General features: G+C 72.7%; 13 protein-coding genes. 10 read left to right on the top strand and 3 right to left on the bottom strand.

Translation table 11 applies throughout. The features are described 5' to 3' along the window. The 5 genes from CRM73_RS16070 to CRM73_RS16050 all read left to right on the top strand — a co-directional run. Positions 1 to 286: hypothetical protein (locus CRM73_RS16070; RefSeq protein WP_229588456.1), on the top strand; the 286-nt coding region annotated here is incomplete at its 5' end. A 91-nt stretch (positions 287 to 377) separates the two neighbouring features. Further along, complete coding sequence (gene recR, locus CRM73_RS16065; protein ID WP_017833883.1) at positions 378 to 974, top strand: recombination mediator RecR; 597 nt, start codon at positions 378 to 380, stop codon at positions 972 to 974. Between the two features lie 96 nt (positions 975 to 1,070). Further along, the gene (locus CRM73_RS16060) at positions 1,071 to 2,357 is read left to right on the top strand and encodes an aspartate kinase (RefSeq protein ID WP_017833882.1); all 1,287 of its coding nucleotides are present in this window, start codon (positions 1,071 to 1,073) and stop codon (positions 2,355 to 2,357) included. A 46-nt stretch (positions 2,358 to 2,403) separates the two neighbouring features. Then, positions 2,404 to 3,339 carry a 3-methyladenine DNA glycosylase gene (locus CRM73_RS16055; protein WP_229588454.1) on the top strand — a complete coding sequence of 312 codons (936 nt, stop codon included), beginning with the start codon at positions 2,404 to 2,406 and terminating at the stop codon, positions 3,337 to 3,339. Continuing rightward, complete coding sequence (locus tag CRM73_RS16050; RefSeq protein WP_229588452.1) at positions 3,336 to 3,713, top strand: Rieske 2Fe-2S domain-containing protein; 378 nt, start codon at positions 3,336 to 3,338, stop codon at positions 3,711 to 3,713. The genes CRM73_RS16055 and CRM73_RS16050 overlap by 4 nt, the downstream gene beginning before the upstream one ends. A 7-nt stretch (positions 3,714 to 3,720) precedes the next feature. On the opposite strand, the gene CRM73_RS20000 is transcribed toward CRM73_RS16050, so the two are convergent. Both CRM73_RS20000 and CRM73_RS16035 read right to left on the bottom strand, forming a co-directional pair. Continuing rightward, on the bottom strand, positions 3,721 to 4,335 hold the full coding sequence (locus CRM73_RS20000) for a helix-turn-helix domain-containing protein (protein ID WP_370658555.1): 615 nt from the start codon (positions 4,333 to 4,335) through the stop codon (positions 3,721 to 3,723). Next, on the bottom strand, positions 4,332 to 4,880 hold the full coding sequence (locus CRM73_RS16035) for a hypothetical protein (RefSeq protein WP_229588450.1): 549 nt from the start codon (positions 4,878 to 4,880) through the stop codon (positions 4,332 to 4,334). The genes CRM73_RS20000 and CRM73_RS16035 overlap by 4 nt, the downstream gene beginning before the upstream one ends. Positions 4,881 to 5,069: 189 nt before the next feature. Here CRM73_RS16035 and purS point away from each other — a divergent pair, with 189 nt between their 5' ends. From purS to cls, 5 genes are all read left to right on the top strand, one after another. After that, positions 5,070 to 5,333, top strand: a complete 264-nt coding sequence (gene purS, locus CRM73_RS16030) for a phosphoribosylformylglycinamidine synthase subunit PurS (protein WP_031283211.1) — start codon at positions 5,070 to 5,072, stop codon at positions 5,331 to 5,333. A gap of 2 nt (positions 5,334 to 5,335) precedes the next feature. Beyond that, on the top strand, positions 5,336 to 6,130 hold the full coding sequence (purQ, locus tag CRM73_RS16025) for a phosphoribosylformylglycinamidine synthase subunit PurQ (RefSeq protein WP_017833876.1): 795 nt from the start codon (positions 5,336 to 5,338) through the stop codon (positions 6,128 to 6,130). 17 nt (positions 6,131 to 6,147) lie between these two features. After that, entirely contained in the window at positions 6,148 to 8,445 is a 2,298-nt protein-coding gene (gene purL / locus CRM73_RS16020) for a phosphoribosylformylglycinamidine synthase subunit PurL (RefSeq protein ID WP_035927845.1), read from the top strand. Between the two features lie 95 nt (positions 8,446 to 8,540). Further along, positions 8,541 to 9,059, top strand: a complete 519-nt coding sequence (locus tag CRM73_RS16015; protein ID WP_017833874.1) for a GNAT family N-acetyltransferase — start codon at positions 8,541 to 8,543, stop codon at positions 9,057 to 9,059. Between the two features lie 31 nt (positions 9,060 to 9,090). Then, a complete protein-coding gene (cls, locus tag CRM73_RS16010; RefSeq protein WP_176337354.1) occupies positions 9,091 to 10,584 on the top strand; it encodes a cardiolipin synthase in 1,494 nt (497 codons plus the stop codon). A gap of 16 nt (positions 10,585 to 10,600) precedes the next feature. Here the strand turns inward: cls and CRM73_RS16005 are convergent. Next, positions 10,601 to 11,046: anti-sigma factor (locus tag CRM73_RS16005; protein WP_229588448.1), on the bottom strand; the 446-nt coding region annotated here is incomplete at its 5' end.

Here is an 11,046-nt window from a genome sequence, read left to right as displayed (position 1 = left end):
CCCGGCCGCCCCGCGGCAGGACGCCCCGTCGGCGGCACCGGCCGGCGCCGACCGGAACGCACGGCTGAGCTTCCGGGAGCGCCACGCCGCGGCCATCGCCGCGGGGCGCAAGGCACCCGCCTCCGCCGCGGCCCCGCAGGACAGCGGCGTAGAATGGGACGACTCCTTCGTGCCCAGCTCGGACGACGAGGCGCTCGAGGACTCCACCCTCTACGGCCGCGCCGCGATCGAGCGGATCCTCGGGGGGATGCTGATCGAGGAGCGGGACCTCCACACCGGGGAGTGAGCCGGGACCGCCCCGCGCACCGGCACCCCGGTGACGTCGTGGCCGAGGACGATCAGGAGGGCCGTGCACCGGCCCGGAAATCGAGGGAAACGTGTACGAAGGCGCTGTTCAGGATCTGATCGACGAGCTGGGCCGGTTGCCCGGCGTCGGGCCGAAGTCCGCGCAGCGGATCGCGTTCCACCTCCTCGACGCCGACAAGGAGGACGTCCGGCGGCTGGCCGACGCCATGACGGCGGTCAAGGACAAGGTGAAGTTCTGCCGGATCTGCGGGAACGTGTCCGAGCTGGACGAGTGCGCCATCTGCCGCGACGCCCGCCGGGACGACAGCGTCATCTGCGTGGTCGAGGAGTCGAAGGACGTCATGGCCATCGAGCGCACCCGCAGCTTCCGCGGCCGGTACCACGTCCTGGGCGGGGCGATCAGCCCCATCCAGGGCATCGGCCCCGACCAGCTGCGCATCCGGGAGCTCATGACGCGGCTCTCCGGCGACACCGTGCAGGAGGTCGTGCTCGCCACCGACCCGAACCTGGAGGGCGAGGCCACCGCCACCTACCTCTCCCGCATGCTCAAGACCCTCGGGATCCGCGTGACCCGCCTGGCCTCCGGGCTGCCCGTGGGCGGCGATCTCGAGTACGCCGACGAGGTGACCCTCGGCCGCGCGTTCGAGGGCCGGACGGTCGTCGCCTGACGCACTCGCGTAGGATGTCCTGGTGCCCTGCCGCGGGGAGCGGGCGCACGGCCCGGCCCCGACCGCCGGCCGCCCTCGAGCACAGGAGTTGAACCCATGAGCCTGATCGTGCAGAAGTTCGGTGGATCCTCCGTCGCGGACGCCGACGGCATCCGCCGCGTTGCACGGCGGATCGTCGAGACGCGCAACAGGGGCCACGACGTCGTCGTCGTCGTCTCCGCGATGGGCGACACCACGGACGAGCTCCTGGACCTCGCCCACGAGGTCACCCGCAAGCCCCCGGCCCGCGAGCTCGACATGCTGCTCACCGCCGGCGAGCGGATCTCCATGGCGCTGCTGGCCATGGCGGTGTCCGGGATGGGCGCTCCCGCCCAGTCCTTCACCGGGTCGCAGGCGGGGATGGTCACCGACGGCGCGCACGGCGCCGCCCTCCTCGTGGAGGTCAATCCGCTGCGCGTGCGCGAGTCCCTGGACCAGGGCAACATCGCGATCATCGCCGGGTTCCAGGGCGTGCACCGCCAGACCAAGGACATCACCACCCTGGGCCGCGGCGGCTCGGACACCACGGCCGTGGCGCTGGCCGCGGCCCTCGACGCCGACGTCTGCGAGATCTACTCCGACGTCGACGGCGTGTTCACCGCCGATCCCCGCATCGCGCCCAGGGCCCGCAAGCTGGACGTGGTCAGCAGCGAGGAGATGCTCGAGCTCGCCGCGAACGGCGCGAAGATCCTGCACCTGCGCTGCGTCGAGTACGCCCGCCGCTTCGGCGTGAAGCTGCACGTCCGCTCGTCCTTCTCCCACAACGAGGGCACCTGGGTCATCCCGGGCCCCGAAGACGCCGTCACCTCCCCGAAGGAGATCCCGTTGGAACAGCCGCTCATCTCCGGCATCGCCCACGACCGCACGCAGGCGAAGGTCACCGTCGTCGGAGTGCCGGACAAGCCCGGCATCGCCGCCCGGATCTTCCGGCTGCTCGCGGAGGCGAAGGTCAACGTGGACATGATCGTGCAGAACATCTCCACCGGCGACGACCCGCTGACGGACCTCTCCTTCACGGTGGACGAGTCCCAGGGCGATCTGGCCATGAGCCTGCTGCGCGCCGCCGAGGAGAAGATCGGCTACGCGGGCCTGGAGTACGACGACGAGGTCGGCAAGCTCTCCCTCGTGGGCGCCGGCATGAAGTCGAACCCCGGGGTGACCTTCACGTTCTTCGAGGCGCTCGCGGCCGCGAACATCAACATCGACATGATCTCGACCTCCGAGGTCCGGATCTCGGTGGTCACGGCCGCCGACCGGCTCGACGAGGCCGTGCGCGTGGTGCACAGCGCCTTCGGCCTGGACTCCGACGAGGAGGCCACGGTCCACGCGGGGACCGGCCGCTGATCCCCGTGCCGCGCTCCACCGGTCCGTCGACGACGGGGCGGGTCCCGTGACCCGCCCCGTCGTCGTCCTGTCCCGCGAGGAGTGGGCGCCGCGGTCGCACGCCCACGAGCAGCGCGCGGCGCGCCGCGCGGACCCGTTCGTGGCCCGCCGCCACCGCGGGCACAAGCACCCGGTCGAGGACTTCCTGTTCACCTACTACACCCTCAAGCCCGCGCAGCTGAAGCGCTGGCACCCAGGGGCGGGCACCGTGCTGCTGGACGCCGCGGACCGCGCCGGGGAGAAGTTCTACCGCGCGCTCACCGGCGCCGAGCTCACGGCCCTGGGGCTCAGCGCCCGGGACGGGGCCGTGACCGTGGACGACGACGCCCTCCGGGCCCGGCGGGCCCCCGCGATCGACTTCGCCCGGGCGGTGCTGGGCGCGCACGCGGGCAACCCGGGCTTCTTCGGCTGCTTCGGCCTGCACGAGTGGGCGATGGCCTACCGCTCGGAGGACAACGACCTCCGCCACGAGCAGCTCGAGCTGCGGCTCGGGGCCGCGGGCACGGACGCCGTGGTGGAGTCCGCCCGGATCCGGTGCACCCACTTCGACGCGTTCCGGTTCTTCCAGCCGCAGGCCGTGCCGCTCAACGAGCTGCGGCCCACCCGGGAGTCCCAGCGCCGGATGGAGCAGCCGGGCTGCCTGCACGCCACCATGGACCTCTACAAGTGGGCGTACAAGCTCGTCCCGGGGATCCCCTCCGAGCTGCTGATGGACTGCTTCGAGCTGGCGTGGGACGTGCGGGAGACCGACATGCGGGCCGCCCCCTACGACCTCTCCGGCTGGGGCTACGAGCCCGTGCGGATCGAGACGCCGGAGGGCAAGGCCGAGTACGTGCGCCGGCAGCGGGAGTTCGCCCGGCGCGCCGAGCCGCTGCGCCGCCGGCTCGGCGCGGCCCTCGAGGTCCTCGACCCGGCCCGCGCCACCGACGGGGCGGCGGCGTGAGCGCGCCCGGGGAGCCCGCCGGCGGCTGGGAGCGGATCGTGGCGGTCTCCGCCGTGCCGGACCCGCTCGACTTCGTGACGGCGCCCTCCAGCACGGGGCCGGTCCTCGTCACCCGTGACGCCGGGGGCGCGCTGCACGTGCTGCGCAACACCTGCACCCACCAGCAGGCCACCGTGTGCCGGGAGTCCGCCGGGCGCGCCGAGACGTTCGAGTGCCCCAACCACTTCTGGGTCTTCGCCGCCGACGGGCGGTTCGTGGGGTCCCGCCTGGCCCTGGCGGCCGGCCGGGAGGCACCGCCGGACCCTGCCAAGGACCTCCTGCGGGCGGCGGCGGTCGACGTGGTCGAGGGCTGGGTCGTGGCCCGCTTCGGCTGAGGCGGGGTCAGTGCGGCGCGGGCGCGCCGTCGTCGTCGCGCCGCTGCCGCCCCGCGAGCCAGGCCTGGACGTCCGAGCGCCGGATGCGGCGGTGGCTGCCCCGGTACTGCACGGGCAGGGCGCCCTCGGTGGTGAGGTTGCGCAGATAGGTGGCCGAGATCCCGGCGAGGGCGGCCGCCTGCGAGGTGGTCAGCAGGTCCTCCGGGGAGTCGGGGGCGGCCCCGTCCTCGCCGTGGCGGGCGAGCCAGGCCTGGACGTCCGCGCGCCGGATCCGGCGGTGGCTGCCCCGGTACTGCACGGGGAGGACGCCCTCCGTGGTGAGGTTGCGCAGATAGGTGGCCGAGATGCCGGCGAGCGCGGCCGCCTGCGAGGTGGTCAGCAGGTCCCCGGGGTCCGCCGGCGGCTCCGCGGCGGAGGTCACCGCGGCGGACGTCACCGTGACGGCCTCCCCGCGGGTCATCCGGGAGAGGAGGTCCACGACGGCGTCGCGCGCCCCCTCGGGCAGGCGCAGGGAGGTGCCGTCCACGAAGACCGTCACGTCCCGGGCCTCGAGGGCGTCCGCGAGCCGCTCGGCCTCACGGCCGCTGAGTCCGGGGGTGGTCGTCGCTGGGTGCTGGGTCATGGGCCCATTGTTCCAGCACCGCCCCGTCCCCCTCCGCCGGCGGCGGACCGGGCTCGGTCCGTCCCGCGCCGCCAGCGGAGGACGGCGAGCCACAGCAGCACCCCCGCCAGGCCCATCGTGCCGGGCACGAGCACGGGGGACGGCCCGACGGCCCCGCTGGTCGCCGCCCACAGCCGGGCCGCGCCCGACATCGCGTCCCAGGCCTCGGCGTACCGCGGGTCCAGCGGTCCGGCCCGCAGGTTCGCCAGGACGTGCTCGTAGACGCCGTAGGCGCTGCCGAGCACGGAGACGACCGCGGCGACCCGCACGGTGCGGGCCGTCCCGGTGGTGCGCCGCACCAACCACGCCACGGCTCCGAGCAGCAGCACGGCCAGCACCGCCCACGGCACCAGCTGGGCGGGTCCCTGCCAGTGCCGCAGCATCGCCAGCTCGGTCAGGGCGCCGAGAACCGTGCCGATCCCCAGCAGGGTCAGGACCCGGCGGTAGACCGAGACCAGGCGTGCGTCGGCGGTGCGGGCCCCTGCGGTCTGCGGTGCGGTGCTCATGGCACCACGGTCTACCGGACACGCCTTGGAGAATCCCGGGGGGCCCACCGCCCGGGCGGCCTGCCGGCGGGTGACCCCTACCACACCCGGCGGGCGGTCCGGGCCCGGCACGACCGGCGTGCCCGAGCCGATAGAATGGCTGACGTTCGCCGGATCCCGGCCCGCTGCTCGACCCTCAGGAGTTCCCCGATGGCCCGCATTGTTGTCGACGTCATGCCCAAGCCCGAGATCCTCGACCCGCAGGGGAAGGCGATCGCCAACGAACTGCCCCGCATCGGCCTGGACGGCTTCGCCGGTGTCCGGCAGGGCAAGCGCTTCGAGCTGACCGTCGACGGCGAGGCCACCGAGGACGCGCTGGCCCAGGCCCGCGAGGCCGCGGAGAAGCTGCTCTCCAACCCCGTCATCGAGGACGTCGTACGCGTGGCCGTGCTCGACGAGACCGAGGAGAACTGAGCATGGCCGGTCTCGAGACCCCCCTCATCGCGGACCTCTCCGGCCCCGCGCCGGACGCTGGGCTCGCCGGCGCGCGCGTCGGCGTCGTGACCTTCCCCGGCACCCTCGACGACCGCGACGCGGCGCGCGCCGTGACGCTGGCCGGCGGCACCCCCGTCCCCCTCTGGTACGCCGACGAGGACCTGCAGGGCGTCGACGCCGTGATCCTGCCCGGCGGCTTCTCCTACGGCGACTACCTGCGCGCCGGGGCCATCGCCCGGTTCGCCCCCATCATGGCGCCGATCATCGACGGCGCGAACGCCGCGGGCACCTCCGGGTCCGCTCCGCTGCCGGTCCTCGGGATCTGCAACGGCTTCCAGATGCTCACCGAGTCGCACCTGCTGCCGGGTTCCATGATCAAGAACGAGCGCCTGAAGTTCCTGTGCCGGGACCAGCGCCTGCGCGTGGAGAACAGCACGACCGTGTGGACCACCGAGTTCGAGCAGGGCCAGGAGATCGTGGTCCCGCTCAAGAACCAGGACGGCCAGTACGTGGCGGACGAGCGGACCCTCGACGCCCTCGAGGCCGAGGGCCGCGTGGTCTTCCGCTACGTCGGGGGCAACCCCAACGGGTCCCGGCGGGACATCGCCGGGATCTGCAACGCCGGCGGCAACGTGGTGGGCCTCATGCCGCACCCCGAGCACGCGGTCGAGCCGGGCTTCGGCGCGGACTCCTCGGCCTCCGGCGAGGTCGGCATGCGCGACGGCACGGACGGGCTGGGCCTGTTCGTCTCCGCCCTCAAGGCACTGGTCAAGTAAGGGACACCGAGCACTCCATGAGCGACAAGCACTTCAACCTGGACACCGTCGAGCACGCGACGGCCACCCCCGACACCGAGCTGCCCTGGGCCGAGCTGGGCCTCAAGGACAACGAGTTCGAGGAGATCAAGAAGATCCTCGGCCGCCGGCCCACCGCCGCGGAGCTCGCCATGTACTCGGTCATGTGGTCCGAGCACTGCTCCTACAAGTCCTCCAAGGTCCACCTGCGCCAGTTCGGCGAGAAGGTCACCGAGGAGATGAAGAAGGACCTGCTGGTGGGCATCGGCGAGAACGCCGGCGTCACCGACCTCGGGGACGGCTGGGCCGTGACCTTCAAGATCGAGTCCCACAACCACCCGTCCTACGTGGAGCCCTACCAGGGCGCCGCCACGGGCGTCGGCGGGATCGTGCGCGACATCATCTCGATGGGCGCCCGGCCCGTGGCCGTCATGGACCCGCTGCGCTTCGGGGCGATCGACCACCCGGACACCGCGCGCGTGGTGCACGGCGTGGTGGCGGGCGTGGGCGGCTACGGCAACTCCCTGGGCCTGCCCAACGTGGGCGGGGAGGTCGTCTTCGACTCCTGCTACCAGGGCAACCCGCTCGTCAACGCGCTCGCCGTGGGCGTGATGCGCCACGAGGACATCCGCCTCGCCAACGCCTCCGGCGTGGGCAACAAGGTGGTGCTGTTCGGCGCCCGCACCGGCGGCGACGGCATCGGGGGCGCCTCCGTGCTCGCCTCGGAGTCCTTCGACGACGCCAAGCCGTCCAAGCGGCCGGCCGTCCAGGTGGGCGACCCGTTCGCGGAGAAGGTGCTCATCGAGTGCTGCCTCGAGCTGTTCAAGGGCTCCCTCGTGGAGGGCATCCAGGACCTGGGGGCCGCGGGCATCTCGTGCGCCACCTCGGAGCTGGCCTCCAACGGGGAGGGCGGCATGCACGTGGACCTGACCCAGGTGCTCCTGCGCGACCCCACCCTGACCCCGGGCGAGATCCTCATGTCGGAGTCCCAGGAGCGCATGATGGCGGTCGTGACCCCCGAGAAGGTCGCCGCCTTCGAGGCCGTGATGGACAAGTGGGACGTCGAGCACTCCTGGATCGGCGAGGTCACCGGCACCGGCCGGCTCGTGATCGAGTGGGACGACGAGGTCATCGTCGACGTCGACCCCCGCACCGTCGCCCACGAGGGCCCCGTCTACGACCGGCCCTACACCCGGCCCGCGGACCAGGACCGGCTCCAGGCCGACCGCTTCGCCGGATCCCCGGCCGACGCCGGGCGACCCTCGGGCGCGGAGCTCAAGCACGCCGTCCTCGAGCTCATGGCCTCCCCGAACCTCTGCGCCAAGGACTGGGTCACCGACCAGTACGACCGCTACGTGCAGGGCAACACCGCCATGGCGATGCCCGACGACGCCGGGGTGGTCCGCGTGGACGAGGAGACCGGCCTCGGCGTGGCCCTGTCCACCGACTGCAACGGCCGCTACGCCTACCTGGACCCGTACGCCGGCGCGCAGCTGGCCCTGGCCGAGGCCTACCGCAACGTGGCCACCGCCGGCGCCCGCCCCGCGGCCGTCTCCGACTGCCTGAACTTCGGCTCCCCCGAGGACCCGGAGACCATGTGGCAGTTCGCCGAGGCCGTGCGCGGGCTCGCCGACGGCTGCCAGCAGCTGGGGGTGCCCGTGACGGGCGGCAACGTGTCCCTCTACAACCAGACCGGCGGCGTGGCCATCCACCCGACGCCCGTGGTGGCGATGCTGGGCGTGCTCGACGACGTCCGGCGGCGCACGCCGTCGGGCTGGCGCGAGGACGGCCAGGCGATCTACCTGCTCGGGACCACCCGGGACGAGCTGGACGGCTCCGAGTGGGCGAACCTGCGCGGGCACCTCGGCGGGCTCCCCCCGGCCGTGGACCTCGCCCAGGAGAAGCTGCTCGGCGACCTGCTGATCAACATGTCCCGCGACGGCATGATCGACGCCGCGCACGACGTCGCCGAGGGCGGCCTCGCGGCGACCCTCGCCGAGATGGCGCTGCGCTTCGACACCGGTGCGCGCATCGGGCTGGGCGAGGTGTGCGAGCGCGACGGCGTGGACCTGTTCACCATGCTCTTCTCCGAGACCCAGGGACGGGCCGTGGTGGCCGTGCCGCGCAGCGAGGAAGTACGGTTCAAGGACATGTGCACCATGCGCGCCTATCCGCACACGCGGATCGGCGTGGTGGACACCGAGAACCGCGCGCTGGACGTGCAGAGCGAGTTCGGCATCGGCCTGGACGAGCTCCGCACCGCGCACGAGGGCACGCTGCCGAAGTACTTCGGCTGATCGCCCGCCGGGGGCGGAGCCCCGCCCCCGGCACCCCGCTCCACGGATCCCCCCGTCCACCCTCGGCACCCGGACCCGCAGAAAGCAGCACCAGCATGACTGAGGACCTCGAGGCCCAGCGCCCCGCACCCGTCCTGGAGACGGAACGGCTCCTGCTCCGCCCCTTCACCGCCGAGGAGCTCGACGCCGTGGCGGCCGGCGAGCACGGCGCCCACTTCGCCCACGGCTTCCCGACCGCCGAGGACATGGACTTCGCCCGCGAGTCCCTCATGGCCGGGGGCTACTTCTTCACGGAGTCCGTGTACGCGCGGATGGCCGTCGTGGAGAAGTCGACCGGCGAGATCGTCGGCACGGCCGGCTTCGTGGGCCCGCCGATCGACGACGAGCTCGAGATCGTGGGCTCCCTCGCCGCGGACCGCCGGAACCTGGGCTACGCGCAGGAGGGCATCACCGCGCTGCTCGGCGTCGCGTTCGCGGACCCCGCGGTCACCGGGGTGCGCGCCAGCGTGCCCGGGGACAACGCACCGGCCGCGCAGGTGCTCGTCGCCGCGGGCTTCGTCCACCGCGAGACCCCCGGCCCGGAGACCGACTACGTCCTGCCGCGCCCCGCGTAGACCGCGCGGCGCCGGAACCTAGACTGGCGAGGTGATCCCGGCCCTGTTCCCCTTCAGCGGCATCCCCGCGCACCTCCTCCCGGAGACCGCGACGATCGTCGTGCTGGTGCTGGGGCTGCTCATCAACCTGGTGGCCCTGGGCTGGATCCCGCACAACCGGCGGCCCTCCGTGGCCCTGGCCTGGCTGCTCGCGATCTTCCTGCTGCCCTACGTGGGGATCCTGCTGTTCCTGGCCATCGGCTCCGCCAAGCTGCCGAAGAAGCGGATGGCGATGCAGGCGAAGATGAACGACGTCATCCGCGAGAACACCCCGGACCTCCACATCCTGGGCAACACGGACGAGGAGCTGCCCGAGTGGGTGGCCTCCACCGCGGCCCTGAACTACAAGCTCGGCGCCCTGCCCATGGTCGGCGGCAACTCCTTCGAGATCCTCACCGACAACCACGAGGCGATGCGGATCATGGCGGACGCCGTGGACCGGGCCCGGGACTACGTCCACTTCGAGTTCTACATCGTGGCCATCGACGACGCCTCGCGTCCCCTCCTGGAGTCCCTGGTGCGCGCCCACCGGCGGGGGGTGCGGGTGCGGGTGCTCATCGACCACCTCGGCTCCGTGGGCTACCCGGGGTATCGGGGGATGATCAAGCGCTTCGACGAGGCCGGGCTGCCGTGGCAGCGCATGCTGCCCGTCCGGCCGTGGAAGGGCGAGTGGCAGCGGCCCGACCTGCGCAACCACCGCAAGATCCTCGTGGTCGACGGCTCCCTGGCCTACACGGGTTCGCAGAACATCATCCACCGCTCCTACAACAAGCGCCGGAACCGCCGGAAGGGGCTCGAGTGGAAGGACCTGATGCTCGAGTGCACCGGTCCCGTGGTCGCCGAGCTCAACGCCCTGTTCACGAGCGACTGGTACTCCGAGACCGGCGACCTCCTGCTCGACGAGGCCGCCCGCGACCTCCCGGACACCCAGGGGCCGGTCTTCGCCCAGGTCGTGCCCTCCGGCCCCGGGTTCGAGACGGAGAACAACCTGCGCCTGTTCAACCATCTGATCTACAACGCCAACGAGCAGATCGTCATCGCCAGCCCGTACTTCGTCCCGGACGAGTCGCTGATGCACGCGCTGACCACCGAGGCGCAGTCCGGGGTGGACGTGCGGCTGTTCGTGGGCGAGACCTCGGACCACTTCCTGGCCTACCACGCCCAGAACTCCTACTACCAGGAGCTCGTCGAGGCCGGCGTGAAGATCTACCGGTACCGCTCCCCCACCGTGCTGCACGCCAAGTTCGTGCTCGTGGACGACTACGTCTCCGTGATCGGCTCGTCCAACATGGACGAGCGCTCGTTCGCCCTGGACCTCGAGATCTCCGTGTTCATCGCGGACCGGGACTTCCGGCGGCGGATGGACGCGGTGGTCGCCGAGTTCCTCGAGGCCAGCACCCTGCTGGACTTCGACGCGTGGAACCGTCGGCCGCTGTGGCACAAGTACGCCGACAACGTGGCCCGGCTGACCTCGGCCCTGCTCTGAGGGGCCGAGCCCCCGCTCAGACCTCCAGGACGCCGCGCACGATCGAGTCCCCCGAGTGCGTCGGGTCGCCGTCGATCGGCTCGTTCGAGACGTCCACGACCGGGAACTCGCCGACGTCCAGGTTCTCGGGCAGCACGAACACGGCCTCGTCCCCTGCCATCACGCCGAGGCTGACCATCCGCTGCGCGTCGGGGGCGAGCAGCCAGACCTCCTTGAACCCGTCCACGTCGGCGGGGTCGGTCCGCACCACCAGCTGACGGGTCCCGTCCGAGCGCTCGTCCACCTCCGCCGAGCCGCGGGCGGTGTAGCCGGCGAGGGGCTCGAGCTCCGCCGTGGCCAGCACCGTGGGGTCCGGCTCAAGGCCCAGGCGCTGCGCGCCCCAGACCGAGACGCCGCCCACGAGCAGCGCCGCGGCGGCCGCGGCGGCGGCCAGGGGGTACGGCACCCCGCGCCGGGGCCTGC

This window comes from Kocuria sp. CCUG 69068 (assembly GCF_020833785.1).
Classification (GTDB): Bacteria; Actinomycetota; Actinomycetes; order Actinomycetales; family Micrococcaceae; genus Kocuria; species Kocuria rosea.
The sequence above is the reverse complement of the archived record's forward strand: the minus strand, read 5'-3'. Positions and strand labels throughout refer to the sequence as shown.

Excerpts from the sequence above, each read along its gene's own strand:
- purQ (WP_017833876.1), top strand. The coding sequence starts at position 5,336 with ATGGCCGGTCTCGAGACCCCCCTCATCGCGGACCTCTCCGGCCCCGCG.
- CRM73_RS16035 (WP_229588450.1), bottom strand. The coding sequence starts at position 4,880 with ATGAGCACCGCACCGCAGACCGCAGGGGCCCGCACCGCCGACGCACGC.
- CRM73_RS16060 (WP_017833882.1), top strand. The coding sequence starts at position 1,071 with ATGAGCCTGATCGTGCAGAAGTTCGGTGGATCCTCCGTCGCGGACGCC.
- CRM73_RS20000 (WP_370658555.1), bottom strand. The coding sequence starts at position 4,335 with ATGACCCAGCACCCAGCGACGACCACCCCCGGACTCAGCGGCCGTGAG.
- CRM73_RS16015 (WP_017833874.1), top strand. The coding sequence starts at position 8,541 with ATGACTGAGGACCTCGAGGCCCAGCGCCCCGCACCCGTCCTGGAGACG.
- purL (WP_035927845.1), top strand. The coding sequence starts at position 6,148 with ATGAGCGACAAGCACTTCAACCTGGACACCGTCGAGCACGCGACGGCC.
- purS (WP_031283211.1), top strand. The coding sequence starts at position 5,070 with ATGGCCCGCATTGTTGTCGACGTCATGCCCAAGCCCGAGATCCTCGAC.